This is a genomic window from Variovorax sp. 01N429 (assembly GCF_056399425.1).
On sequence record NZ_JBFTRG010000002.1, the window covers coordinates 12,507 to 37,198 of the forward strand.

Genomic DNA, 24,692 nt, shown 5'->3' on the forward strand with positions numbered 1-24,692 from the left:
TCATGCCTGCCAGGCCAGCGCGAGATAGATCGCCAGTTCGCAAACCTGCTGGGTAGCGCCCAGGCCATCGCCCGTGAAGCCACGAAGCCTACGCTTCAGCAAGCGCGCGATGTACAGCGCAGCCAGCGCACACAAGAGCATCGCCGCCAATCCCCGCGTCCATCCGAGCGCCGCCAGCAGCCACGCCGCCGCAGGCAGCGACCACGCAACACCGGCCAGCAACGCACCGCTGCCGATCGCATCGGCCAACGGCTTGGACTTGCTCGCCGCGCCTTCATCGCCGACATAGGGCAGCCAGCGAATCAGGAACAGGGGCGCAAGGCGCGAAAGCACATGGGCGCAGACGAGCGCCAGCGCCACCGTGGGCATGCCCTGCCCCGCCAGCGCCGCCAGCAGTGCGATCTTCAGGCCCAGCGCCAGCACCAGCGCGATCGCGCCGAAGGCGCCAATGCGCGAGTCCTTCATGATCTCCAGCGCCCGCACACGATCGACCGACCCGCCGAGTCCGTCCGCGCCATCGGCCAAGCCATCTTCGTGGAACGCGCCCGTCATCCACACGGTTGCCGCCGTCGAGAGCACCGCTGCCACCAACGCACCCGCCAAGCCCGGAAGCCCGACCTGCGCGACACAGAACACGCCCGCGCCGACCGCGCCCACCAGCCAGCCGACGCCCGGAAAATGCGCGGCACTCGCCCGCAGCATCGCGGGACTGAAACCGACCCATCCCGCCAGCTGTCCCGTGACCGGAACGCGCGTGAAAAACTGCAGCGCCAGCAAGAAGTGGCGCACGCCGTTCATGAGGCGTCCTGCCGCGAAACGCCCGCGGATTCGAAACTGGCCATCTCACGCAGGATGCGGCAGGAGGATTCGAGCAACGGCCAAGCGAGTGCCGCGCCCGAGCCTTCGCCCAGCCGCAAATCGAGTTTCAGCAAAGGCTGAAGCCCGAGGAAGTGCAACAGCAGGCGATGGCCCGGCTCCGCGGACTCGTGAGCCGCCACGCAACGCTGCACGACATTCGGGCGCAGCGCCTGCGCGACCAGAACCGCAGCGCTGGCAATGAAGCCGTCGAGCACGATCACCCGTCGCTCATCGGCCGCCTGCAACACGGCGCCCACGAGGGTGGCGATCTCGAATCCGCCCAGCGCCGCCAGTGCACCAAACGGATCGGTGGCCTCTGCATGCAGTTCAAGCACTCTCCGCAGCACCTGCCGCTTGTGGGCTCGGCCGGCGGCATCGAGCCCGGTGCCGGCGCCGGTGCAGGCGTCGATGTCCTGGTGGGTCAGGCGTGCCAGCAGCATGGCGGCGGCCGACGAGTTGCCGATGCCCATTTCACCCAGCAGCACCACGTTGCCGGGAAGTTCTCGCACGAGAGCCATGCCGTTGGTGATGGCCTGTCCGCACTGCGCCGCGGTCATGGCCGGGCCGACGGAGGCGTCCGCCGTGCCAGAGGCGATCTTGCGAATGAGCAGACCCTCGCGCGGATCGAAATCGTGTCGGACGCCGCAGTCCACCACGGTCAACGCCAGGCCGTGCTGCCGCGCGAGCACGCTCACGGCCGCGCCGCCGGCCAGGAAGTTCTCGACCATCTGCCATGTCACGTCGCTCGGGTAGGCCGAGACCCCCCGAGCCGCCAGCCCATGGTCTGCAGCGCAGACCAGCATCTGTGGCCGATCGAGCACCGGCTCTGAAGTGCCAAGGATGGACCCCAGCCGCACGGCCAAAGCCTCCAGCGCGCCCAACGCGCCGACCGGCTTGGTCTTGCTGTCCAGAAGGTGTTGCAGGCGCTCGGCCAGGGCGGTGTCGGCGATGTCTTCGACGGGGGGAAGGTTTAACGTCATTCGGTCATTCGATCAGGGAACGGAGCACACCCGGTTGAAAGTGGGCGTCGACATGGTCGGCGAGGCCATCGAACACGGTGTCCAGGGTGCGGGCAGCGACACCGAAAAGCGCCTGCAGCACCTTCGGATCCTCGAACAGGCCGTGCAGATAGAGCCCGAGCACATTGCCCGCCGTATTCTGCCAAGCCAGTTGGTCAGGCATGACGGCGACGGCGCGATCGCCCGCCGCAGCCATGGCCGCATGCTCGGCCGTCTGCCCGTGGTGAATTTCATAGCCGCGCACGATGATGCCCGACAGCGCAGCCCATTCGCCAGACACTGACGCGAAGGTGGCTTCGCGATGGCGCACGGTCTTGTCCGACGCGAACAGCGTGACCACCGGCAGCAGTCCGAGCCCCGGCCCGTTGCCATCGACGCCGTGCGGATCGATGAGCGCCTCGCCCAGCATCTGCAGTCCGCCGCAGACACCGAGCACCGCGCCGCCGCGCGCCGCATGTGCGGTCACCGCGCGGTCCAGGCCCTGCTGGCGCATCCAGGCCAAGTCGCCACTGGTGTGCTTGGAGCCGGGCAGGATGATCCAGTCCGCGCCCGCCACATCGGCAGGGCTGCGCGCCCATTGCAGTCGCACGCCGGCAATGTTCTTGAGCGGCTGGAACTCGTCGAGGTTGCTGATGCGCGGATAGGCCACCACGGCGATCGTGCGCGTCACCTCGCCGCTGGCGGTGCTGCGGTCATCGAACACCCCGTCTTCTTCCGGCAACCCGTGCTGCCACCACATCGGCAGGGTCGCAACGGTCGGCACACCGGTCAGATCCTGCAGTTGCCGCGGCGCCGGCGCGAGCAGCGATTCATCGCCGCGAAATTTGTTGAGCACGAAGCCGGCCAGCAGGTCACGCTCAGCGGGCGGCATCAGCGCCCAGGTGCCGTAGAGGTGCGCGAAAGCACCGCCGCGGTCGATGTCGGTCACCAGCAGGCAGCGCGCATTCACGTGGCGGGCAACGCGCAAGTTGACGATGTCGCTCGCCATCAGGTTGATCTCGGCCGGCGAGCCCGCGCCTTCGATGACGACGACGTCGTTCTCCGCGCGAAGCTCATCGAGCGCACCGGCGATCTGCGGCCAGACGCGTTCGCTGCGCCCGCGCCACGGAAGCGCGGTCAATTCGGGGCTGACCTGCCCCAGCAGCACGACCTGGCTGTGGGTATCCCGCTCGGGTTTCAGCAGCAAGGGATTCATGCGCACGTCAGGCTCGGCGCGAGCGGCAAGCGCCTGGAAGTACTGGGCGCTGCCGATCTCGCCACCCTGCACGACCCGCGCGTTGTTGCTCATGTTCTGGGCCTTGAAAGGCGCCACCTTGAGCCCCTGCCGCGCATACCAGCGACACAGCGCAGTCGCGATCCAGCTCTTGCCAGCGCCGCTGGTGGTGCCCAGCACCATGACGCAGCGGGCTCGAGGCCCTGGCACATTGGAAATCATGGGCGCGATTGTCCTTCACGCGAGCCGCGCAGGCTCATCGGCCCATGGCCCGTCTCAGCGCGTCGCGACGTGCGCGCTCGAATCCCCTGCAGCGACTTGCGTATCCCAGCTCCCGCCCAAGGCGCGGATCAGGCTGACCGTCGCCTGGTATTGCGCCGAGCGCACTTGCAATGCCTGCCGACGGTTCTGCAGTTCCTGGCGGCGGGCGTCGAGCAAATCGAGCTGACTGACCAGCCCATTGCGATAGCGCGAATTCGACAGCGCCGTCGCCCTGGTCGCGGACGTCACCGCCCTGCCCTGCACCTGGGACTGTTCCGAAAGAATGCGCAGTGACGAGAGCTGGTCTTCGACTTCCCTGAAAGCCTCCAGCACCTGGGCCCGATAGCTGACGAGCGCACCATCGAGTTGCGCTGACGCGTTCTGCACCCCCGCCTCGCGCCGTCCACCATCGAAGATCGGCAAGGCGAGCAGCGCACCGATTCCCCACGATTTCGCCGACCAATTGAGCAGATCGCTGAAGTCGGACGACGCATAACCGCCGCCGGCCGTCAGTGCAATGTTCGGGAACCACGCAGCTTGCGCGACGCCGACGCGCGCCTGCGCTGCCAGCACCGACTTCTGCGCGGCGGAGATGTCCGGCCGGCGGGTCAGCACCGTCGCGGGCACACCAGCCGGGATCGTCGGCAATGCCGTCGACCAGCTCTCGGTCGTCACGCCGAACTCCGAGGCGTTGTCTCCGGCGAGGACGGCGAGCGCGTGTTCCAGTTCGGCCCGACGGCGATCGAGCGTGAGGCCATCGGACTCCGTGGAAGCGACTTCGGTCTCCACACGCGCAACATCGAGCTCGGCAATGTCGCCCGCTCGCTGGCGGCTCTGGGTGAGCTTCAGCGTGTCCCGGTAAGCCTCGACCGTGTCGCGCACCAACTCGCGTTCAGCGTCGACCGAGCGCAGCAGCAGATAGGTCTGAGCCGTTTCGGCCTCGATCAGCAGCCGCGTGCTCTGCAGCAGTCCCTCGCGCGAATCCGCATCAAGGCGCGCTGCATCGCTTGCTCGCGAGAGCTTGCCGAACAGATCGACCTCGTACGACAGATCGGCCCCCGCGGTGATGAGCGACGAGGGCTTCGGGCTCAGGTTGCGGTCCAGCCCGGCGCTGCGCACTCCGCCCGCCACTGCGCGAAGCTGCGGCGACCGATCGGCATCGGTGCTGCGAGCCAAGGCACGCGCTTCGGCAAGGCGCGCAGCCGCAGCCTGGATGTTGGTGTTGCGGGCGTTCGCGCTTTCGATCAGCTTGTCCAGCACCGGATCGTTGAAGGCGCGCCACCACTCACCGCGTGGTTGCGCCTCCGCAGGCTGGGTGCGCGTCCAGGCGCCTTCGCCGGGCTTGGCTGCCAACTCCTTGAACTGCGCTGGCGGCGTGAAGGATGGCGGCTCGGCCGGCGTGCTCGCGCAACCGGCGAGCACCAGTGCCGCGAGAAGCGGCAGCAATGCCGCGCGCCAAGGACTTGCGTTTCCTTGTGTCTTGTTTTTCATGATCAGCTTTCCAAAGACTTCAGGGGTGCGGCGGGCATCGGCCGCAGCGGTCCGCCGCCAGCCGGCGCGGTAGCGAATGCGTCGACATGCGGCACCTCGCCGTGCAGCCTGAGCGGGCGATTGCCCGTCATGCGCCGCAGCAGCACATAGAAGACGGGCGTCAGGAACAAACCGAAAGCCGTCACGCCGATCATTCCGGAGAACACCGCGATGCCCATGGCCTTGCGCATCTCGGCGCCCGCACCCGTGGACAACACGAGCGGCAGCACACCCATGACGAACGCCATCGAAGTCATCAGGATGGGCCGCAGCCGTAGCCGGGCTGCCTCGACCGCTGCCTGTATCGGCGAGCGCCCGGCAAACTCCAGCTCGCGCGCGAACTCCACGATCAGGATCGCGTTCTTCGCCGAGAGCCCGACGAGCACCATCAGTCCGATCTGCGTGAAGACGTTGTTGTCGCCCTTCGACAGCCACACACCCGTCATTGCCGCGAGCAAGCCCATCGGCACGATCAGGATGATGGCAATCGGCAGTGTGAGGCTCTCGTACTGCGCGGCCAACACCAGGAACACCAGCAGGATCGCGAGCGGAAACACCCACAGCGCGGAGTTGCCTGCAAGGATCTCCTGGTAGGTCAGCTCCGTCCACTCGAAGCTGATGCCCTTGGGCAGCGTCTCCGCGGCGATGCGCTCGATGGCGGCCTGCGCCTGCCCCGACGAGAAGCCGGGCGCCGGTCCCCCGTTGATGTCGGCCGAAAGGAACCCGTTGTAGCGCATCGCGCGTTCCGGCCCATAGCTCGGCTGGATGTTCATCAGCGCGGACAAAGGCACCATCTCGCCGCTGGCCGAACGCACCTTGAGCAGGCCGACATCCTCGGCGCGAGCCCGGTACGGCGCATCGGCTTGCACACGCACGCTGTACGTGCGGCCGAAGCGATTGAAGTCATTCGCATACAGGCTGCCGAGGTAGATCTGCATGGTGTCGAAGACGTCCGTCACAGAGACGCCCAGCTGGCGCGCCTTCGTGCGGTCGATGTCGGCGTAGAGCTGCGGCACGTTGACCTGCCAGCTCGTGAACATGCCCGCGAGTTCCGGCGTCTGGTAGGCCTTGGCCATGAACGCCTTCACCGCGCCATCCATGGCCGCGTAGCCCAGTGAGCCCCGGTCTTCCAACTGCAGCTTGAATCCGCCGGTGGTCCCCAGCCCCTGGACCGGCGGCGGCGGAAAGATCGCAATGAATGCATCCTGGATCTGGCTGAACTGCGCGTTGAGCTGCCCGGCGATGGCACCTGCGCTGAGGTTCGCAGCCTTGCGCTCGTCGAAGTCCTTCAGGCTCACGAAGACGATGCCGGAGTTCGAGCTGTTCGTGAAGCCGTTGATCGACAAGCCCGGGAAGGTGATTGCGTGCTCCACCCCCGGCTGCTTCATCACGATGTCGTTCATGCGGCGCGTGACTTCTTCCGTACGGTCGAGCGTGGCGCCATCAGGCAACTGGGCGAAGCCGATCAGGTATTGCTTGTCCTGCGCGGGCACGAAGCCGCCGGGCACTGCCTTGAAGAGCCCGAAGGTCACGCCCACCAGCGCGAGATAGATCACCATCATCAGCGCCTTGCGCGAGATAGCCCCCTTCACGCCGCTGCTGTAGCCCTCGGCGCCGCGGTGGAACACCCGGTTGAAGCCACGGAAGAAGCGGCCGAACACACGGTCCATGCCGCGCGTCAGCGCATCCTTGGGCGCATCGTGGCCGCGCAGCAGCAATGCCGCGAGCGCCGGTGACAAGGTCAGCGAGTTGATCGCCGAGATCACGGTCGAGATGGCAATCGTCAGCGCGAACTGTCGATAGAACTGCCCCGTCAGGCCGCTGATGAAAGCCAGTGGCACGAACACCGCGACCAGCACCAGCGCGATCGCGATGATCGGCCCCGACACCTCGCGCATGGCCCGGTAAGTCGCTTCGCGCGGACTCAGGCCAGCCTCGATGTTGCGCTCCACGTTCTCGACGACCACGATCGCGTCGTCCACCACGATGCCGATCGCAAGCACCAGACCGAACAGGCTCAACGCGTTGATCGAGAAGCCGAAGACATGCATCACCGCGAAGGTGCCGATCACCGAAATGGGCACTGCAAGCAGCGGAATGATCGACGCGCGCCACGTCTGCAGGAACAGGATGACCACGAGCACCACCAGCGCGATGGCCTCCAGCAGCGTGTGGATCACCGATTCGATCGAGGCGCGCACGAATTGCGTCGGGTCGTACACGATGCTGTAGTCCACGCCGTCGGGCATGTTCTTCTTCAGCTCGGCCATCGTGGCGCGCACGTCGTTCGAGATTTGAATCGCGTTCGAGCCTGGCGCCGCGAAGATCGGGACCGCGACGGCATCCTTGTTGTCGAGCAGCGAGCGCAGCGCATAGCTCGACGCACCGAGCTCGAGGCGCGCCACGTCACGCAGCCGCGTCACGGCGCCGTCCGAACTGGCCTTCACGATGATGTCGCCGAACTCGTCCTCGGTCTGCAGGCGGCCTTGTGCGTTGATCGAAATCTGCATGTCCACACCCGGCAGGCCCGGCGATGCACCGACCACGCCCGCGGCTGCCTGCACGTTCTGTTCGCGGATGGCTCGCACTACGTCGCTTGCCGAAAGTCCGCGCTGCGCCATCTTCTGCGGATCGAGCCAGACGCGCATCGAATAGTCACCGGAGCCGAACAGCTGCACGTCGCCGACACCCTGCACGCGCGCCAGCCGGTCCTTGACGTTGAGCACCGCGTAATTGCGCAGGTAGGTCATGTCATAGCGGCCGTTGGGCGACAGCAGGTGCACCACCATCGTGAGATCTGGCGAGCTCTTGATGGTCGTGATACCGAGCCGGCGCACTTCTTCGGGCAGCCTGGGCTCGGCTTGCGAGACGCGGTTCTGCACCAGTTGCTGCGCCTTGTCGGGATCGGTGCCGAGCTTGAAGGTCACCGTCAGCGTGAGCAGGCCATCGGTAGTGGCCTGGCTGCTCATGTAGAGCATGCCTTCGACCCCGTTGATGGATTCCTCAAGCGGCGTGGCCACGGTCTCGGCGATCACCTTCGGGTTCGCGCCGGGGTAGTTGGCCCGCACCACGATCGATGGCGGCACCACTTCGGGATACTCGGAGATCGGCAGCCCGCGCAGCGCGATCAGGCCCGCGATCAGCATCAGGAGCGAGAGCACGCCGGCAAAGATCGGCCGGTCGATGAAGAACTTGGAAAGATTCATGGTGATTCCCCCGTCATGGCCGGGATCAGGATTTCGCGTCCGCGACGCGCTGTGTTTGCGGGCTTATCTCGGACTTGGCGTCCATCGTCACGGTCTGCGGCGTCACGATCGCGCCGGGCCTGATGTGCTGCAGGCCGTTGACCACCACGCGCTCGCCTGGCTTGAGCCCCTTGGTCACGACGCGCAAGCCGTTGACGGGCGCACCGAGCGCGACTTCGCGGTACTCGGCCTTGTTGTCTTCGCCGATGACCATCACGAACTTCTTGTTCTGGTCGGTGCCGACCGCGCGCTCGTTCACGAGCAAGGCCATGTCGCTGTGCGCCTGGCCCATGCGGATGCGCGCGAACTGTCCAGGGATGAGCGCGCCGTCCTTGTTGTCGAAGGCCGCGCGCACCCGCACGGTGCCGCTCTTTGCATCGACCTGGTTGTCGATGAGCTGCAAGCGGCCGACGTAGGGCGTGCCGTCCGTGCCGGCGGTGCCCATCTGCACAGGGATGCCCTCGATGGTCGAACGGGCGCTCGAGCCTCCCGGCAAGTCCTTGAGCGCGCGCACCACGATCTGCTCGTCAGCGTCGAAGCTCGCGTAGATGGGGCTGACGGAAACCAGCGTCGTCAGCACCGGTGCGCCGGGGCCGGCCGCCACCAGATTGCCCACCGTCACCTCCAGCTTGCCGATGCGCCCGGCGACCGGCGCTCGGACCTGCGTGTAGCCGAGATTGAGCCGCGCGCTTTGCAGGGATGCTTGCGCCGCGCGCAGGCTGGCCTCGGCCTCGCGACCGGCATTGGTGCGTTCGTCGAGCTCGCGCTGGGCAATCGCCTGCTCGGCCCAAAGACGGCGTGCACGCTCCTGCTCGCTGCGGGTGAAGGCCACCCGCGCCTGAGCCGAAGCGACTTGCGCTTCGGCGCGGTCCACCTCGGCGGCGTACGGCGCCGGATCGATCGTGATCAGCAATTCGCCCGACTTGACCAACGCGCCCTCGCGGAAATGCACGGCCTGCACCGCACCGGCGACCCTGGATCGCACGTCCACCCGCTCGACCGCTTCGAGCCTGCCCGAGAACTCGTCCCAGGTGTTGATGTCGCTCGCCGCCACCGTTGCCACGGACACAGGCACCGCCTGTGGCGCCGAAGCGCTCGGGCTGTTGGCCTGGGCATTGAGGCTGTGAAAGCCGAGCGCTGCGGACGCGATGGCGACGATGGCGGTGACGCCGGTCACTGCCGGCCAGAGACCGCGCCGGGTCAGGGAAGAAAGCTTGGAGTTCGACATGGTTCGTCCTTTTGGAGACTTCTTGGGATGCAAATCGCCCTCCCGCGCGGGTAGCGCAGGACAGCGGGAAAAACATGGGGATCGACTTGGGAGCGCGGGGGCGTGTGCCGAAATAGCGTTGCGCAGACGAAAGCGTCACCGGTGCGACGGTCGTTCATCGCACCGATCGAGGTGAGGTCACCTCAGCTTTCGGGGTCCATCCCGCGCAACGGGATCTCGGCGCACGTCTGCCGTGCGTCGCCGCTCAGTGAGGCGGCGGTGCCGCGCTGAAAAACTCGCGGAAGTGTTTCTGAACGACAGCTTCGCAGGCCGCGCAGCCGGGGTCGTCGGGCTTGAACAGTGCTTCGGGCCAGTTCGAAGCGGCGGGCAGCACATTGGCGCTGACGTCGATGCCGGCCCCGCCCAGCCGCTGCGCAAAGGCCAGGGCTTCGTCGCGCATCGGATCGTCCTTGCCGACCAGCACCAGCGTTCGCGCCACCTGGGCCAGCCTGAGCGAGCCGCCCGGAACCGCATAGGGGTGCGTCGCATTGACGGGTCGGCTCAGGTACTCCTGCCAGCCCGACGCCCAGCGGCACTGCACGGCATCGCCTTTCGCCTGCCGCAGCGATGCCGTTCCCGTGCACGGGTCAAGCATCGGCGACAGCAGGATCTGCCCGGCCAGCGGAGGATGTGACCGGTCGCGCGCCATCAGGGCGACCGCCGCGGCCAGGTTGCCGCCAGCCTCTTCGCCAGCAAGAAACACCTCCGCGCCCTTGCCGCCCAGTTTGGTCCGCTGCTTGTAAAGCCACTCGAGCGACGCGAAGCCGACTTCGATGGGTTCGGGGAACGGAGCCTTCGGGGCGAGTGGATAGTCCAGCGACACCACCACCGCACCGGCGCCGACCAGCAGCCGGGCCACATTGCGGCCGTTGTCCAGGTCACCGCAGACAAAGGTGCCGCCATGGAAATGCAGCACCAGCGGCACCGTGGCACCCCTGGCGCGCTCGCCGTAGACGCGGGCCCGTACCGCCTCGCGGCCGGGCAGTTCGATGCGGATGTCCTTTTCGGCATCCCGCACGGTGGCCGGGGAGCCTTCGGCGATCGACGGGGATGTTGGGGTTGACATGGACGACCTCTGTGGATGGACGATAGGTGGAATATAAGTCTCTGGTCCGTTGCTGCAACCAGACACCGGACCCCACTCTGTTTCCATTGGAAGAACAATCGACCTGAGAGGCCGTGTGAGAATCCCGCTCCCCCGGCCCCCCCGCCAACTGGCGCCCGTCCCATCCCAGGAGCAGCATAGATGGATCAGATCCAGGCCATGCGGATCTTTGTCCGCGTCGTCGAGGCAGGCACTTTCACCCGCGCAGCGGATTCGCTCGGCCTGCCCAAAGGCACCGTCACCAAGCAGATCCAGGCGCTGGAGTCGCGCCTGCACGTGAAGCTGCTCAATCGCACGACGCGGCGCGTCACTGTCACGCCTGACGGCGCCGCCTATTACGAACGCACCGCCCGGCTGCTGAATGACTTCGACGACATCGAGTCGAGCATGACCAACGCGCAGGCCAATCCCACGGGGCGATTGCGGATCGATGTCGGCTCGTCAATGGCGCGGCTCGTCATCCTGCCGTCGCTTGCAACCTTTTGCGACCGTTATCCGGACATTCAGGTCGACGTGGGGGTCAGCGATCGGCCCGTCGACCTCATTACGGACAACGTCGACTGCGTGATTCGGGGCGGCGATTTGACCGACCAGTCACTGGTGGCCCGGCGCATCGGCAACCTGCCCTGGATGACCGTGGCCTCGCCCGCATACATCAAGCGCTATGGCGTGCCGCAGCACCCTTCGGACATCGAAAAGCGCCACCTCGTGGTGAGCTTCTTCTCCGGCAGCACCCGCCGCGTGTATCCACATGAATTCCATCGCGGCGAAGAGCAACTGGAGATCGCGGGGCCCTATCGCGTCTCCGTCAACGACAGCAATGCGCACATGACGGCCGTGCTGGGGGGCTTCGGCCTCTCACAGGTCATTACTTATATGGCGGAGCCTTACATTGCCAGCGGCGAGTTGGTTCAGATCCTGCCGGACTGGACCCGGCCGCCGCTTCCGGTGCATGTGGTGTATCCGCCCAACCGGCACCTGAGCGCCAAGGTTCGCGCCTTCGTCGACTGGGCCGCGGAACTGTTCGCGAAGCATCCGCAACTGCAGCGCATTTGAAGTCGGCGGAGGAAGTAGCGGCGGAAGGCGCGCATTGCAGCCTTGTCGCGCAGTGTCATGCGCCTTCCTCCGACACGGCGGTGTGCACTTGGCGAGCAGTTTGCCCGTGAGGAGGCGACATGAACAGCTTGCGGAACGAGCAGATCCCGCGCCAGGCATCTGGCGACCCTGCGCTTGGGGAAGCCGGATATGTGATGGAGTGGGTCATCGATTCGGCAAACTACTGCGGCGAACACGAGCGCCTCACGCGACGCGCTCTCGCCGAACGCATCGCCGCATTGCGGGGGCTGCAGTACTACGGGCTGGTGAGCCATCGTCCGCCGCCGCCGGGCCCCCTGTACTTCGTACCGAGCGATACCGTGGAAACCCACCGGGCGCAGGCCATCGGCATTCGCAGCGAAGACGATTTCTTCGGCGGCGCGGTGCCCTTCCGCTATGTCGCGACCAAGGCCATCAGCCATCCGCTGCACGATGACAGCGCGGAAGGCCCGCGTGACTGGGTCGAATCGTTTGCACCGCGCGTCCGCAAGTGCGTCTTGCCCGGCACGACCGCATTCAGCGAAGCCGATGCGCGCCGCGCCGGCCGTGTGCTGTTGTCCAAAGGCGATGTCAGGCTGAAACCGGTGCGAGCCACGGGCGGCAATGGGCAGACAGTGGTGAGGGACGCCGCTTCTCTCGACCGAACGCTGGCCAACATTCCGGACATCGCGACGGACGGCGTCGTCCTCGAGCGCAATCTCCACGACCCGCGCACCCTCAGCGTCGGTCAGGTGAAGATCGGCGGGCTGACCATCAGCTATTACGGCCTGCAGCGGCTCACGCAGAACCATCGTGGACATTGGGTCTACGGAGGCTCCGACCTGACCGCCGTGCGAGGCGGCTTCGATGCGCTCGACCAGTTGCAGCTTCAACCCTCGCTGCAATTGGCGATCGAGCAGGCAGCGGTCTATCACGCAGCCGTGGTCGAGAGCTTTCCCGGTTTCATGGCGTCGCGCATCAACTACGACGTCGCACAAGGCCATGACGATGCAGGCCAATGGCGTTCGGGCGTGCTGGAGCAGTCATGGCGTCTCGGCGGCGCGACCGGCGCGGAAGTGGCAGCGCTCGAAGTCTTCAAGACGCAGCCCGAGCGCTCGCTGGTGCGCGCATCGTGCTTCGAGGTGTTCGGCGAAGCCGAGCTTCCGCCCGGAGCCTGCGTCAACTACAGCGGCCATGACCCGGACGTGGGCCGATTGATGAAATACAGCTTTGTAGAAGCCCATGGCGACCCGGCATAAACAGGTCGAGATCGCCGTGGACGGGCAGCACATCGAGGGCACGCTGGTCGCTGCCTCGAACGCCGTGCCCGGCGTGCTGCTCGTGCATGGCTGGGACGGCAGCCAGGAGCAATACAAGGCGCGCGCGCACGAGATCGCCGCGCTGGGTTGCGTCTGCCTCACGTTCGACCTGCGCGGCCACGCCCGGCATGTCGCCCAACGGCAATCGGTGAGCCGCGAGGAGAACCTGCGGGACGTGCTCGCCGCCTACGATGTTCTCGTTCACCATCCCACTGTCGATCCGGAATCGATCGCCATTGTCGGGAGCAGCTACGGCGGCTACCTCGCGGCCATCGCCACGACGCTTCGGCCTGTCCGGTGGCTGGCGCTTCGCGTTCCGGCCCTCTACCGGGACGCCGACTGGAACGTTCCGAAGGGAGACTTGAGCCGCAGCGATCTGGCGGAGTACCGAAGGTCCGTCGTGGCGCCGCCGGACAACCGCGCGCTGGCCGCTTGTGCGCAATTCCGAGGCGACGCGCTCATCGTCGAATCCGAGAACGACAAGACCGTGCCCCACGCCGTGATCGAGAGCTATCTGGGCGCCTTCAAGCATGTCAAATCGGTCACCTATCGATGCATCGCCGGAGCCGATCATGCGCTGTCTGACGAGCGAAGCCGCCAGGCCTACGGCATGCTCCTGGTCTCATGGATGACCGAGATGACGCTGGGCGCCCGTGCCGCGGCCGGGCTGCTGCGACCCGCGCCGGACAGCCCCGCCTGAGCGCTGCGTAGCGGGAATTGGCGTGTCATCGATTTCGATGACAGACGGCGCAGCGCAAAGGGCGCAGCATGGCGAACCCTCTATCGGAGATCGCCAATGTTCATCCCCAAATCCGCATCTGCAGTCTTGGCCCTTCCTTTGCTGTGCGTTGCTGCCCTGTCGCCGACGGCGCGCGCCGCATCCGGCACTCCGGACATCGCCACGCTGACTGCGAGCGAAGCCGTGCGGCAACTGTGCGCCGGTTCGCTGAGCAGCGAGCAATTGGTCTCCGCCTATCTGGCGCGGGCCAAGGCCAGAACAAACCTCAACGCTTTCGTCACGCTCGACGAAGCCGGCGCCCTGAAGGCTGCCAAGGCTGCCGATGCGGCCAGAAAACGCGGCGGTCCGTGCAAGCCGCTGGCGGGGCTGCCGATCGTCATCAAGGACAACATCCAGGTGCAGGGCTTGCCCGCCACGGCCGGGACGCCAGCGCTGAAGTCCTTCGTGCCCACCTCCGATGCGCCCGTGGTCGCCAAGCTGCGGGCGGCCGGCGCAGTCATCATGGGCAAGACGAACATGCACGAGCTCGCCTTTGGGGTGACTGGCTACAACCCCACTTTCCAGAGCGGTCCCGAGGTCGGCGTGCGCAATGCCTACGACCCGACACGGATCGCCGGCGGCTCGTCTTCCGGCAACGGCGCGGCGCTCGGCGCCCGCATGGCACCGGCCGCTCTCGGCACCGATACGGGCGGCTCCGTGCGCATCCCATGCGCCTTCAACGGCTGCGCTTCGCTGCGACCGACGGTCGGACGCTACTCGCAGCAGGGCATCGCGCCCATTTCGCACACGCGCGACACGGCGGGCCCGATGGCTTTGTCCATGGCCGACGTTGCGCTTCTCGATCGGGTGATCGCTGGCGGCAAGCCTATCGAGGCCGCCAGTTTGAAGCGGGTGCGTCTCGGCGTGGTGCCGGCCTTCTACGCCAATCTGGATGCCGACACCAAGGCCGCCACCGATGCCGCGCTGGACAAGCTGCGCGCCGCCGGCGTGACGCTGGTGGACGTGGACATGCCCCATCTCATGGAAATCAACGGAGCAGTCGGCTTCCCCGTGGCGCTTTACGAAGCACACGACGACATGGTGGCCTACCTCGCCAGGTACCCGACAGGGATCGACATTGCCAAGCTGACGGCGGGCATCGCCAGCCCGGACGTCAAGGGCACATTCGAAGGACTGGTGATGCCGCGCAAGTTGCCGGCCGCCAATGGCGTAGTCGACGCCAAGCCCGCCTACGACAACGCAATGCGCGTCGCTCGACCGCAATTGCAGAAGCTCTACGCCGAGACGTTCGCGAGGAACAAGCTCGATGCTTTGATCTTTCCGACCGTGCCGCGTGTGGCGCTGGCGGCGACGCCCGAGGCCAGCAGCCCGGAGAACTTCAGTGCGCTGATCCAGAACACCGACCCGGGCAGCAATGCAGGCATCCCGGGCATACAACTGCCCGCCGGCCTGGGCGCCACGACAGGCTTGCCGGTGGGGTTGGAACTGGACGGGCCGGCAGGCAGCGACCGCAAGCTTCTGGCCATCGGGCTGGCGGTTGAACGCGAGCTGGGCCGCTTGCCGCCGCCGAAGGCGAAGTAGACCCTGCGGCTCAGCGCCTCGCCCAGCCCGAAAGCGCCGAGCGTCTTTCAATGCCCAGCTTGTCGAAGATGCGTCGCAGGTAGGTCCGTACCGTCGCCGTGGCCCGGCGCCGCCCAATCAACACCAGGCGCGGCGCAGCGCCTCCTGGCTGGCCGGAGGCAGGACGCCGAGCCTCACATGTCCGGGCAAGCCGAACGAAGCCGTGTCCCGGAGCTTGATGCCCACCGCTCTGAGCGCTTCAACCCGATCCATCGAATACGGGATATTTGGCTGCGCACAAAAATAGTTGGCGACGCCGGGGAGGCAATGCCAATCGAGCGATTCGCACAGGGCAATTTGCGCTGACTTCCACATCCGCAGCGTGGTCCGGCTCTCGTTGAGCCAATGCTGCGCCGTGTCGCTGGTCCAGCACTCAAGCAACGCAATGCCGTGCGAACCCAGCGGCCATGAAGGCGCGAGCCGGTTCATGTCCAAAACCATTTCGTCCGCGACGACGGGCGCGATTGCGTAGGCGGCGCGAATGCCGGTCAGGCCGAACGCCTTGTTGGGCGTCCATAGTTGCCATACCGCGTCCAGCCCCTCGGCGGTGAGCGACAACGCGCCCTCCAGCCGCAGCGGTTCGTAGGCGAGATCGAGCACGCGGACCGCGTTGCAGGTCGGCATTTCGACGACTTCAGCCAATTCAGTGCACGGCTGGCCCAGCGGGCTCGATGGATCGCAATACCAGACCAGGTCTGCACGATCGGCCTTGACCGCTTCAAGTCCCCATGCGCTCGCCGCACGAAGATAGTCGCCATAGCAATACGCCGGTACGCGCACGCACCGTCCGCCGCGACGCGCCACCGCCGCGGTGATGCGGCCGATGAACTCGCTCGCGCTCGCAGCAATCACGATGCGCCCGGCCTCGACGCCGTGAAAGCGCGCCAGTCGTTCGCGCAGCGCCGCATAGAGCGGGTCCGGATAGCGGCTGGCATCCGCCCGTCGCACCGCCAGCAGTGCCTCCGGGCAGGGTCCGCAAGCATTGCTGTTGGTCGAAAAATCATGCGGCACCGTGCCGCGCGCGTCCGGGCCTCCATGCATTGGCTCGATCGCTTCAACCATGCTCATCCTTGGCTCCATGCCGCCCTGCCCCACGCCACGACCGTGGCGCATACGGCAGCCAGCACGACTGCGCGCGAAGCCAAGGCGATGGCGTCGACGGTGTCGCTCGCAGTTGCTTCCCGGCCCGCCGCGTTGAGTGCATAGACGTCCGGCTTGGCAAGCCGCACGCCCAGCCGCAGCGCCATCGCCGCCATCGGCCACCCACTGTTCGGCGAAGGGGTCCTGGCCGCTTCTCGCCGGCAAGCCGAGAAGCCGACCCGACCCCACAGCAGCATCGCCGTGAGTCGCGCAGGAATCCAAGACAGAACGTCGTCCGCGCGAGCTGCCCATTTGCCCGCCCACTCCCACTGCCGGCCGCCGCGATCACCCCGATAGCCCCACATCGCGTCGGCAGTGTTGGCGAAGCGATAGACCGCCGCGCCCGGCAGGCCGAAGAGCACGAACCAGAAGAGCGGCGCGACCACGGAATCGTTGAGGTTCTCCGCCAAGGACTCGATGGCGCTTTCTCGAACCTCGGTGCCGCTCGATGCACTCGCGTCGCGGCTCACCAGTCTCGCAAGCTGTACGCGGCCCGCCTCAAGCGATGTGCCGAGCGCGGCCTCGACGGCCAGCACTTCGTCGCACAGCATGCGCCACGCAAGCAACGGCTTCAGGGCAATTCCGATCAGCAATATTGCGGCCCAAACTGGAACCTTGCTCGCAATCCGATTCAACAGGCACGCGACGGCCAGGGCCAGGGCGGCACCCACACACCAGCCGATCGCACCTCCGGCAAATGCCGCGAACTTGCGCTCGGGCGTACCAGCCATCGGCGCGATGCGTTTTCCGGCGCCGTCCAGATAGCGCCCCATCCAGACCACCGGATGCCAGCGTGCAGCCGGCTCGCCGAGCCAGCGATCGATGGCGAGCGCAAGCCAGAGGGCCGCTATCGAGATCAAGGCCGACATCCCGCGCCTTCTTCCCTCGTCAGTCCTCGATGCCTCGCTGCGCCGGAATGCCGGCTTTGAACGCATGCTTGACCATCTGCATGTCGGTCACGGTGTCGGCCAGTTCGATGATCTCCGGCGGACAGCGCCGGCCAGTCAGCACCACATGCACTTCCTTGGGCCGCGTACGAAGTGTTTCGAGCACGCCATCAAGTGGCAACCAGCCGTAGATGAGCGGATAGGTGATCTCGTCGAGCACCACGAGAAAGTAGTCGCCGGAGAGGATGGCCGCCCTCGCCTTCTGCCATCCGTCACGCGCAAGCTGGGCGGAGTGCTCCAGGTCCTGGCTCTTCCAGCTGAAGCCGTCGCCCAGACCTTCGATCGGGATGCCGATCTGCTCGAACATGCGGTGTTCGCCGAATCGCGCGCTGGGCACCTTCATGAACTGAAAGATCTTCACCGCCTTGCCGCGGCCATGCGCCCGCAGCGCCAAGCCGAAAGCCGCAGTGCTCTTGCCTTTGCCGTCGCCGGTGTTGACGATGACGATGCCGCGGCGCTCGCCTTCGGGTTTTTCGTACGGCTTTTCGCTGGGAGGTGTTTCGATTTGCATGAGTTCTCGGAAGTTTGCTAGCGGGGAATGACCATCCAGTGGCCCGCCACGCTGTGAACGGCCACGCGGCGATCGAATACGGATTCCAGTGCGCTGTGCGTGGCCGCCTCGCCGCAACGCCCATGATGGATCACCCGCCCTTGCGCCATGAGCACCATGTCGTCGGCGGCCAGTGCGACGTTGAGTTCGTGCAGCACGCTGATCACGGTTCGGCCACTGGCGACGAGACTGCGGGTGGTCTGGATCCAGTCCGCCTGGTGCGGCGGATCGAGGTTGGCGAGCGGTTCGTCCATCAGCAGCACGTCGGCCTCGACGGCCAGCGCGCGGGCCAGCAACACCCGCTGGCGTTCACCGCCCGACAGGTGCCCGAGCGGCCTGTCGCGCCACTCCCAAGCCTGGGTGCTGCGCAATGCGTGTTCGACCGCTGCGCGATCGGCTTCGCTCGGAGTCGCGAGCCATCGCTGATGCGGCAGGCGGCCCAGCATCGCGACGTCGAACACCATGAGGTCGTCCGCGCTGCCCTCGCCCGCACCGCCCTGGCCGAGCCAGGACATCCGCCGCGCGCGCGCGCGGCCGGTGACTGCCGAAAGCGGCTGACCCAGCAAGCGCACTTCGCCTTCGCAGGGCAAGAGCCCCGCAATGGCCTTGAGCAAGGTCGACTTTCCGGCACCGTTCGGTCCGACGATGCTCGTCCATCGAGCCTGAGCCAGGGCGAGATCGATGCCGTGCAACACCTCGTTGCCGCCGAGCGCCGCACTGAGATGCCGCGCCTCCAGCGCCAGTTCGCCAATCGCGACCTGCGCCATCACATGCCCCCCCGCGCGCGCCGCCGATGCATGAGCCAGAGCAGATAGCTCCCGCCGAGCACAGCCGTCAGCACACCGACGGGCAGTTCCTGCGGCGCCACCAGCCAGCGCGCGAGCAGATCGGCCGACATCAGCAGCAGACCGCCCATCGCACTCGACAGCAGGATCAGCCGCGCATGCGTCGTCTTGACCGCGGAGCGCACCAGATGCGGCGCCGCCAGCCCGACGAAAGCGATCAGCCCCGTCTGCGCGACAGCTGCACCCGTTGCCAGCGCCAGCACGGCGACGAGTGCGGCTCGCATCGCTCCGAGCGGAAGCCCCAGACTGCTCGCCGTCGACTCGCCAAGCGCCAGGCCATCGAGCACGGGCGCGAGCGCCCATCCGAGCAGAAGGCAGATCACCCCCACGCCGCCCATCACCGCGCAGGCACTCCAGCCCACCAGGCCGGTGCTGCCGAGCATGAAGCCCTGGATCGCCTGCAGGACATCGGTCGATGCAATGGTGATCAAGTCTTTCACCGCGCCGAGCACCACGCCGACGATCACCCCTGCGAGCAAGAGCCGGAGCGTTTGCTGAACGCCTCGCGCCAGCACCAGCGTGAACATCACCGCCAGGACGGCGCCAAGGAAGGCAGCGCCCGTCACCCCGAGGCGTGCCACCCATTGCATGCTGGTCGGCGAAGCACCGAACATCCACAGCGCGAGCGCCACGCCGAGCGATGCGCCGGACGCGCTGCCCAGCAAGTAGGGATCGGCCAGGGGATTTCGGAAGAGCCCTTGCGCCACGGCGCCCGAGAACCCGAGCAGCGCGCCCGCGAGCCACGCACCCAGGGTTCGCGGAAGCCGGATGTCCCAGACGATCTGCAGCGCAACCGGATCGCCCCAGGCCCTGAGGACGCTTTCGAATCCCGTGCTCCCGACACCCGCGCCGAGCATCAATACGGCGGCGCCCAGGACCAGCAAGGCGATGCCGAGCGCGAGCGCGCGGCGATGCTGGCTTTTCATCGGCCCTCCGCCCGCATCACGGCGCCTTCGCCAACAGGCATTGCGCCATCAGCCTTGCAGCTTCGCCCATGCGCGGTCCGGGCCGCACCAGCACGTCCGATTCATCCGCGGTGAAGCGGCAGATACGCCCACTGCGAACGGCCTTGATATGGCCCCAGCCCGGCCGCTGTTCCATGCCTTGCCCGCTGCGCTCGCCCACCATGATGAGGTCAGGATCGGCGCGCACGACGAACTCCGGATTCAGCTTGGGAAACGGACCGAGCGATGCAGGGACGATGTTCCTTGCACCGAGCCGCGTGAGCGTCTCGCCGATGAATGAAGACTCGCCGGCCGCATAGGGCCCGTTGTTCACTTCGAAGTACACACGCGTGTGCTTCACGCCCTCTGGCAGCGACTGCGCCGCCGCGGAGACGCTGGCGTCGATGGTGCGCCAGACCTGTTGCGCATCGCCAGCGCCCAGCAATCGGGCAAGCGCCTCCAGCACGCGCCGCACATCGGCATGGTTCTTGGGTTCGAGCACCACCACCTTGAGCCCCAAGGCTTCCAGTCGTTCGGTCACACGCGAAGATTTTGCGAGCAGCACGACGTCGGGCTTGAGCGCGACGATGGCCTCGACATTCGGATCGATGCCTCCGCCCGCCTGCGGCAAGAGCCGCACGGATGCGGGCCAGTTCGAATAGCGGTCCACGCCGACCAGTCGATCGCATGCGCCGAGCGTGCAGACGGACTCGGTCAATGATGGCAGCAGCGTCACGATGCGTTGTGGCGGCTTCGGGATGTCGACGCCCACGCCGCGCTCGTCCGTCACGATGACAGCCTGCGCCGTCACCACAAAGACGGCGAGGAACGCGGCAATAGACAGTCTCGCGAGGCAATTCACGCGGGCTCCTTCAAGGTCAACGGCAGCCCGGCCGCCATGAACGTGACGCGATCGCAAGCCGCCGCGACTTCCTGGTTGAGGCGCCCGAGTGCATCGACAAAAGCGCGGACGTCGCGTCCGAGCGGAATCACCCCGAGGCCGATTTCATTGCCGATGAGCACCAGCGGACCTCGCGCCGCGCTGATTTCTCGCACGAGCGCCGCACTGGCAGGCTCCGCCGCAGCCTCATCGAGGCCGACCACAGTGTCCGCCGGCATCAGCAGATTGGTGAGCCAGAGCGTGAGGCAATCGACGAGCACCAAGGTCTCAGGCGTGCTGTGCGCCCGAATCGCCTCCGCAAGCGCGAATGGCTCCTCGATGGTGACCATTGCCGGCACGCGCACTGCGCGATCGCTGCGATGCCGCGCAATGCGGTCCTGCATTTCATCGTCGCGCGGCAGTGCCGTCGCGACGAGGACAGCGCGATGCGCCACCGAACAAGAGAGCCACGCCGCAGCGAGTTTCTCGCCGCGGCGCGACTTGCCGCTGCGCTGGCCGCCGAGGATCAGTTCGCGGCAAGCCGTGGTCACTTGGGTTGCCACCGCACCGTGAGGAAGAAGCCGCGTCCGGGCTGGTTATAGCCATAGGCGGTCTCGTAGGTTGCGTCTCCGACGTTCACGATGCGTCCCTGCACAGACCAGTTTTTCGAGACGCGGTATTCGGCATAGAGGTCGACCGTCGTGTAGGCGTTGAGCACCAGTTTGTTGGCCGCATCGTCATAGCGCTTGCCCACGTAGAGCGCCGAGCCGCCGAACTTCCACGGGCCGACGGCGTAGTCAGCGCCAAGCGTCGCAACATCCTTCGCGCGGCGCGGCAGTTGTTTGCCGGAGATCTCGTTTTTCGGATCGAGGGAGTCGTAGCTTGCATGCAATCCAAGGTCGCCGTATTGGCCATCGTAGCTCAGCGTCGCACCCTGTATGCGTGCCCGGGGAATGTTCTGGGGCAGCGTGGTGTTCGTGATGAACCCATCGATGTCATTCTGATACGCCACCAGTTTCACGGTGTGCGCGCCCTGTGTCCACGTGATTCCGAGATCGGTGTTCTCGCCCTCTTCCGGCTTCAGGTTGGGGTTGCCGAACGCCGGGTAGTAGAGCTGATTGAAAGACGGCGCGACGAAGCTGGTGCCATGCGAGACGTTGACGCGCCAGTTCTCGGTGAAGCGGTACCCGTAGCCCGCGAACCACGTGTCATGGTCGCCGAACTGCGAGTTGCTGTCGTGCCGCCCGTTGACCTGCCAACTGTGCGGACCCGCGTTGCCATTGAGGCCGACAAAGACCGAGTCGATGTCGCGATCGATCACGGTATAGGGTGTGTCGCTGTTCACTTTTTGTTCGAGACGCTCGAAGCCCGCGAGCACCGTGCCGATGGGCGTGATGATGTCGTTCTGCCACAGGTACTGGTTTTGCGTCGTCTCGAAAAGACCCGGAACGTTCCCCGGCGCAGCCACGATGGCGTGCGTGTCGTCGTCGCTGCGGCCGTATCGCAGCTGCGTGGTCCAGTTCGATGTCACAGCCCCGCGCACGCCGGCGTAGCCGTTCTGCGTGCGCTGCACGCCGCGCGTGTCGCGGCCCAGGCCGTCGTCGTAGTGGTTCAGGCCATCGGAATACAGCAGGCCGGCATCGAACTTCCAGTCCGGGTTGAACTGATAGCCGAACGATGCGTTCGCGGCGCTCTGGTTGAAGGGATCGCGGTCGGGGTTGTAGTTGTTGAACGGCACGCGACTGTTCGTCGCCGAAATGCTGTTGACCAAGGTGCGCTGAACATCGAGCGCGTAGGTCGCGGCCCCGGACGCGCCGCTGAAGCCGCCGGCGATCTGCTTGTAGCTGTCCGTGCCGATCGTCGAAGACACGCGGGGGACGAACAGGTCCTCGGCCCGAGTGGACTTGCGCGTGAAGATCTGCACCACGCCGCCCACCCCGTCACTGCCGTAGAGCGCGGAAACCGGGCCTTTCACCACTTCGATGTGGTCGATCATCTCGACCGGGATGTTGTCCCAGGACGGTGTTCCGAGCGTCGCGGAGCCGTAGCGCACACCATCGATCAGCAAGATGGTGTGACGGCTCTCGGCCCCGCGGATGAGCACGCCAGTCTGTTTGCCGGGTCCGCTGCCGGTCGACGATATCTGGATGCCCGGAATTCGCGCGAGGATTTCGGGCAGCGTGCGGTTCGACTGCTCTTCGATTTGAGCGCGGTCGATGACGACGGTGTCCGACACCAGATCGTTGGTGCGAGTGGGCGTGCGCGTCGCTGTCACGACGGTTTCGGGGAGCGTGGGATTGGCGCTCTGGGCCATGGCCGTCGATGTCATGCCCGTCAAGGCGACGACAGCCAGGGAAACCGAACGAAGGCGCGCGAGCGGCCACGGACGAGCACACCTCTGGGCGGGCGCGGAAAAAACGCAGTGATTCATGAGGAGACAACAAAGATCAATGTCCTTCGCCGGCTTCCCCGCCAACGCTTGGACGTCATGGCTGCTGCACGCTTGCGCATGCGGCAGCCGCCTCGTTGGCCGGTATCCGGGCTGGCAGTACGGCCCTCGTCGCCTTCCCAGATGCCTGTTTCAGGGCACCCAGTGGCTGATTGACGAAGGTGGCGCCCGATGGGCGCCGACTGCTTGACCGTTGCGGGGGCAGCGCAGGCTGGCTCGGTCCCGGGGGACCTCGACTCCTGCTTCCCGTTGAACTGCGGCGCGTGAACCACGCAGCGAGCACCAACGCGTGGAATTGTAGGGTGTCCGCCTGCCCCGGAAACTACAATCGCACCCCATGCCCGCACCGAGCCGTATTGACCAGATCGCCGAGCGCGTCGAACGCCTGCTCGTGCGCCACGAAGAAGTACAGCGCACCAACGCTTTGCTTCAGGACCAGGTGGACGCGCTCACGCGCGAACGCGACGCGCTCAAATCGCGGCTTGCCGCCGCGCGCACGCGGCTCGATGCGCTGCTCGAACAGCTACCGGCTGATCCCACTCAAGACGCAAGCTCACGTTGATGAAACAAATCGAAGTCCAGATCATGGGCCAGGGTTATCTGCTCGGCTGCCCCGAAGGCGGCGAAGCGCAATTGCGTGAAGCCGTCGAACGCGTCGATGCCGCGATGTGCAAGATTCGCGATGCAGGAAAGGTCAAGGCCCGCGACCGCATCGCCGTGCTGGCTTCGCTCAATCTGGCGTTCGACCTCGTGCAACGAGAGGCACAACCAGCTACGGCTCCGGCGCCCGCCCCCGCCGTCGCGGGAGATGCAGCCGACGACCCTGCCGACGAGGCCCGTGCCGCGCAATTGATTCAGCGGCTCGATCAGGCCCTCGCGGGCGATGGACATTTGCTCTAGCCACAGCGCCCGAGAGGCGTAAAATCCACCTTGTCTGCGGTGCGTGTCGGGCTCTATATGTCCTTGTTCCAATGCTCTACCGAGCAGGGCTTGGTATATCGCTTGGCGGGTGTGATCATCTCGCGTCAGATGAACCCGAAGCCTTGCTGCCCTCGCCCACCTGAACCCCGGTTCAGGATGCGAGTCCGGCCTCACTCGCAGACACCTCATTTGAGAAAGCCACGGCCCTGTTCGGGATCGTGGCTTTTTTTTGGTCGTTCACGACGTGCCGTATAAAGTCGGCACGCAGCGCATGCCGTCGCCATCGATGGCCGTCGCGTGTAGAGCTCACAACCAAAGGAACAGCATGAAAATCCTGATCGCCGTCGACGGCAGTTCGCACACCAGGAAGGCCATCGACTACCTGGCCCGGCATCGCGGCATGTTCGTCGAAGGCAACGAGCTCGTCATGGTGCACGTCTGCGTCGGTGTGCCCGGACACGTGGCGCGGCATCTCAGCAAGGGCGTGATCTCCGACTACTACGCCGAAGAAACCGCGAAGGTGGTCGAGCCGCTCGAAGCACAGCTCGCCGAACACAACATCACGAACTACACGATCGACCGGCGCCATGGCCATGCCGCGGAAGAGATCATCAACGCGGCCACCAGCTTGGGGGCCGAGCTGATCGTGATGGGCACGCATGGCCACGGCATCCTGGGCCGCGCACTCATGGGTTCCGTCGCGACCAAGGTGGTGTCGGAGACTGACGTCTCGGTGCTGCTGGTGCAATAAGCGAAAGCTACCGCG

The 24,692-nt window shown here is 66.2% G+C and carries 22 protein-coding genes and 1 riboswitch; of the genes, 7 read left to right on the plus strand and 15 right to left on the minus strand.

What is annotated here, in order from left to right:
- The 7 genes from AC1DSF_RS03300 to AC1DSF_RS03330 form a co-directional block, all read right to left on the minus strand.
- On the minus strand, positions 1-798 hold the full coding sequence (locus AC1DSF_RS03300) for an adenosylcobinamide-GDP ribazoletransferase (protein WP_478123455.1): 798 nt from the start codon (positions 796-798) through the stop codon (positions 1-3).
- A complete protein-coding gene (gene cobT, locus AC1DSF_RS03305; RefSeq protein ID WP_478123456.1) occupies positions 795-1,838 on the minus strand; it encodes a nicotinate-nucleotide--dimethylbenzimidazole phosphoribosyltransferase in 1,044 nt (347 codons plus the stop codon). The genes AC1DSF_RS03300 and cobT overlap by 4 nt, the downstream gene beginning before the upstream one ends.
- Before the next feature lie 4 nt (positions 1,839-1,842).
- Positions 1,843-3,312: a cobyric acid synthase gene (locus tag AC1DSF_RS03310; protein WP_478182330.1), complete on the minus strand. Its 1,470-nt coding sequence runs from the start codon at positions 3,310-3,312 to the stop codon at positions 1,843-1,845.
- 54 nt (positions 3,313-3,366) lie between these two features.
- The gene (locus AC1DSF_RS03315) at positions 3,367-4,842 is read right to left on the minus strand and encodes an efflux transporter outer membrane subunit (protein ID WP_478182331.1); all 1,476 of its coding nucleotides are present in this window, start codon (positions 4,840-4,842) and stop codon (positions 3,367-3,369) included.
- 2 nt (positions 4,843-4,844) lie between these two features.
- Positions 4,845-8,087: an efflux RND transporter permease subunit gene (locus AC1DSF_RS03320; RefSeq protein ID WP_478123459.1), complete on the minus strand. Its 3,243-nt coding sequence runs from the start codon at positions 8,085-8,087 to the stop codon at positions 4,845-4,847.
- 25 nt (positions 8,088-8,112) lie between these two features.
- Entirely contained in the window at positions 8,113-9,354 is a 1,242-nt protein-coding gene (locus AC1DSF_RS03325; protein ID WP_478123460.1) for an efflux RND transporter periplasmic adaptor subunit, read from the minus strand.
- Between the two features lie 244 nt (positions 9,355-9,598).
- Positions 9,599-10,459: an alpha/beta hydrolase gene (locus tag AC1DSF_RS03330; protein WP_478123461.1), complete on the minus strand. Its 861-nt coding sequence runs from the start codon at positions 10,457-10,459 to the stop codon at positions 9,599-9,601.
- A gap of 180 nt (positions 10,460-10,639) precedes the next feature.
- Here AC1DSF_RS03330 and AC1DSF_RS03335 point away from each other — a divergent pair, with 180 nt between their 5' ends.
- The 4 genes from AC1DSF_RS03335 to iaaH all read left to right on the plus strand — a co-directional run bounded on the left by AC1DSF_RS03335 (position 10,640) and on the right by iaaH (position 15,211).
- Positions 10,640-11,554 carry a LysR family transcriptional regulator gene (locus tag AC1DSF_RS03335; RefSeq protein WP_478123462.1) on the plus strand — a complete coding sequence of 305 codons (915 nt, stop codon included), beginning with the start codon at positions 10,640-10,642 and terminating at the stop codon, positions 11,552-11,554.
- Positions 11,555-11,673: 119 nt separating this feature from the next.
- The gene (locus AC1DSF_RS03340) at positions 11,674-12,831 is read left to right on the plus strand and encodes a DUF3182 family protein (protein ID WP_478144627.1); all 1,158 of its coding nucleotides are present in this window, start codon (positions 11,674-11,676) and stop codon (positions 12,829-12,831) included.
- Positions 12,815-13,591 (plus strand): alpha/beta hydrolase family protein, encoded by a 777-nt coding sequence (locus AC1DSF_RS03345; RefSeq protein WP_478123464.1) that lies wholly within the window; start codon positions 12,815-12,817, stop codon positions 13,589-13,591. Before AC1DSF_RS03340 ends, AC1DSF_RS03345 begins: the two co-directional genes overlap by 17 nt.
- A gap of 96 nt (positions 13,592-13,687) precedes the next feature.
- A complete protein-coding gene (gene iaaH / locus AC1DSF_RS03350; RefSeq protein ID WP_478144626.1) occupies positions 13,688-15,211 on the plus strand; it encodes an indoleacetamide hydrolase in 1,524 nt (507 codons plus the stop codon).
- Positions 15,212-15,328: 117 nt separating this feature from the next.
- On the opposite strand, the gene AC1DSF_RS03355 is transcribed toward iaaH, so the two are convergent.
- Genes AC1DSF_RS03355 through AC1DSF_RS03390 form a run of 8 tightly spaced genes read right to left on the minus strand, consistent with a single transcriptional unit; the run spans position 15,329 to position 22,885 of the window.
- On the minus strand, positions 15,329-16,318 hold the full coding sequence (locus AC1DSF_RS03355) for an aminotransferase class I/II-fold pyridoxal phosphate-dependent enzyme (RefSeq protein ID WP_478182332.1): 990 nt from the start codon (positions 16,316-16,318) through the stop codon (positions 15,329-15,331).
- Entirely contained in the window at positions 16,315-17,259 is a 945-nt protein-coding gene (cbiB, locus tag AC1DSF_RS03360; RefSeq protein ID WP_478182333.1) for an adenosylcobinamide-phosphate synthase CbiB, read from the minus strand. Before cbiB ends, AC1DSF_RS03355 begins: the two co-directional genes overlap by 4 nt.
- 19 nt (positions 17,260-17,278) lie before the next feature.
- Positions 17,279-17,848 carry a cob(I)yrinic acid a,c-diamide adenosyltransferase gene (gene cobO / locus AC1DSF_RS03365; RefSeq protein ID WP_478182334.1) on the minus strand — a complete coding sequence of 190 codons (570 nt, stop codon included), beginning with the start codon at positions 17,846-17,848 and terminating at the stop codon, positions 17,279-17,281.
- 17 nt (positions 17,849-17,865) lie between these two features.
- Positions 17,866-18,654 carry an ABC transporter ATP-binding protein gene (locus AC1DSF_RS03370; protein WP_478182335.1) on the minus strand — a complete coding sequence of 263 codons (789 nt, stop codon included), beginning with the start codon at positions 18,652-18,654 and terminating at the stop codon, positions 17,866-17,868.
- Complete coding sequence (locus tag AC1DSF_RS03375; protein WP_478182336.1) at positions 18,654-19,658, minus strand: FecCD family ABC transporter permease; 1,005 nt, start codon at positions 19,656-19,658, stop codon at positions 18,654-18,656. Before AC1DSF_RS03375 ends, AC1DSF_RS03370 begins: the two co-directional genes overlap by 1 nt.
- Before the next feature lie 16 nt (positions 19,659-19,674).
- Complete coding sequence (locus AC1DSF_RS03380; RefSeq protein WP_478123471.1) at positions 19,675-20,538, minus strand: ABC transporter substrate-binding protein; 864 nt, start codon at positions 20,536-20,538, stop codon at positions 19,675-19,677.
- Positions 20,535-21,107 (minus strand): bifunctional adenosylcobinamide kinase/adenosylcobinamide-phosphate guanylyltransferase, encoded by a 573-nt coding sequence (locus tag AC1DSF_RS03385; protein WP_478182337.1) that lies wholly within the window; start codon positions 21,105-21,107, stop codon positions 20,535-20,537. Before AC1DSF_RS03385 ends, AC1DSF_RS03380 begins: the two co-directional genes overlap by 4 nt.
- On the minus strand, positions 21,104-22,885 hold the full coding sequence (locus AC1DSF_RS03390; protein WP_478182338.1) for a TonB-dependent receptor domain-containing protein: 1,782 nt from the start codon (positions 22,883-22,885) through the stop codon (positions 21,104-21,106). The genes AC1DSF_RS03385 and AC1DSF_RS03390 overlap by 4 nt, the downstream gene beginning before the upstream one ends.
- Positions 22,886-23,067: 182 nt before the next feature.
- Positions 23,068-23,307: riboswitch (cobalamin riboswitch) on the minus strand.
- A gap of 35 nt (positions 23,308-23,342) precedes the next feature.
- Between AC1DSF_RS03390 and AC1DSF_RS03395 the strand changes: the two genes are divergently transcribed.
- The 3 genes from AC1DSF_RS03395 (at position 23,343) to AC1DSF_RS03405 (ending at position 24,677) form a co-directional block, all read left to right on the plus strand.
- The gene (locus tag AC1DSF_RS03395) at positions 23,343-23,567 is read left to right on the plus strand and encodes a DUF904 domain-containing protein (protein WP_478123474.1); all 225 of its coding nucleotides are present in this window, start codon (positions 23,343-23,345) and stop codon (positions 23,565-23,567) included.
- Positions 23,567-23,905: a cell division protein ZapA gene (locus AC1DSF_RS03400; protein WP_478123475.1), complete on the plus strand. Its 339-nt coding sequence runs from the start codon at positions 23,567-23,569 to the stop codon at positions 23,903-23,905. Before AC1DSF_RS03395 ends, AC1DSF_RS03400 begins: the two co-directional genes overlap by 1 nt.
- Before the next feature lie 346 nt (positions 23,906-24,251).
- A complete protein-coding gene (locus AC1DSF_RS03405; RefSeq protein WP_478123476.1) occupies positions 24,252-24,677 on the plus strand; it encodes a universal stress protein in 426 nt (141 codons plus the stop codon).
- Positions 24,678-24,692: the final 15 nt, after the last annotated feature.

Bases quoted from the DNA above. Each gene is read 5' to 3' on its own strand.
- AC1DSF_RS03300 (WP_478123455.1), bottom strand. From the start codon at position 798: ATGAACGGCGTGCGCCACTTCTTGCTGGCGCTGCAGTTTTTCACGCGC.
- cobT (WP_478123456.1), bottom strand. From the start codon at position 1,838: ATGACGTTAAACCTTCCCCCCGTCGAAGACATCGCCGACACCGCCCTG.
- AC1DSF_RS03310 (WP_478182330.1), bottom strand. From the start codon at position 3,312: ATGATTTCCAATGTGCCAGGGCCTCGAGCCCGCTGCGTCATGGTGCTG.
- AC1DSF_RS03315 (WP_478182331.1), bottom strand. From the start codon at position 4,842: ATGAAAAACAAGACACAAGGAAACGCAAGTCCTTGGCGCGCGGCATTG.
- AC1DSF_RS03320 (WP_478123459.1), bottom strand. From the start codon at position 8,087: ATGAATCTTTCCAAGTTCTTCATCGACCGGCCGATCTTTGCCGGCGTG.
- AC1DSF_RS03325 (WP_478123460.1), bottom strand. From the start codon at position 9,354: ATGTCGAACTCCAAGCTTTCTTCCCTGACCCGGCGCGGTCTCTGGCCG.
- AC1DSF_RS03330 (WP_478123461.1), bottom strand. From the start codon at position 10,459: ATGTCAACCCCAACATCCCCGTCGATCGCCGAAGGCTCCCCGGCCACC.
- AC1DSF_RS03335 (WP_478123462.1), top strand. From the start codon at position 10,640: ATGGATCAGATCCAGGCCATGCGGATCTTTGTCCGCGTCGTCGAGGCA.
- AC1DSF_RS03340 (WP_478144627.1), top strand. From the start codon at position 11,674: ATGAACAGCTTGCGGAACGAGCAGATCCCGCGCCAGGCATCTGGCGAC.
- AC1DSF_RS03345 (WP_478123464.1), top strand. From the start codon at position 12,815: ATGGCGACCCGGCATAAACAGGTCGAGATCGCCGTGGACGGGCAGCAC.
- iaaH (WP_478144626.1), top strand. From the start codon at position 13,688: ATGTTCATCCCCAAATCCGCATCTGCAGTCTTGGCCCTTCCTTTGCTG.
- AC1DSF_RS03355 (WP_478182332.1), bottom strand. From the start codon at position 16,318: ATGAGCATGGTTGAAGCGATCGAGCCAATGCATGGAGGCCCGGACGCG.
- cbiB (WP_478182333.1), bottom strand. From the start codon at position 17,259: ATGTCGGCCTTGATCTCGATAGCGGCCCTCTGGCTTGCGCTCGCCATC.
- cobO (WP_478182334.1), bottom strand. From the start codon at position 17,848: ATGCAAATCGAAACACCTCCCAGCGAAAAGCCGTACGAAAAACCCGAA.
- AC1DSF_RS03370 (WP_478182335.1), bottom strand. From the start codon at position 18,654: ATGGCGCAGGTCGCGATTGGCGAACTGGCGCTGGAGGCGCGGCATCTC.
- AC1DSF_RS03375 (WP_478182336.1), bottom strand. From the start codon at position 19,658: ATGAAAAGCCAGCATCGCCGCGCGCTCGCGCTCGGCATCGCCTTGCTG.
- AC1DSF_RS03390 (WP_478182338.1), bottom strand. From the start codon at position 22,885: ATGACATCGACGGCCATGGCCCAGAGCGCCAATCCCACGCTCCCCGAA.
- AC1DSF_RS03395 (WP_478123474.1), top strand. From the start codon at position 23,343: ATGCCCGCACCGAGCCGTATTGACCAGATCGCCGAGCGCGTCGAACGC.
- AC1DSF_RS03400 (WP_478123475.1), top strand. From the start codon at position 23,567: ATGAAACAAATCGAAGTCCAGATCATGGGCCAGGGTTATCTGCTCGGC.
- AC1DSF_RS03405 (WP_478123476.1), top strand. From the start codon at position 24,252: ATGAAAATCCTGATCGCCGTCGACGGCAGTTCGCACACCAGGAAGGCC.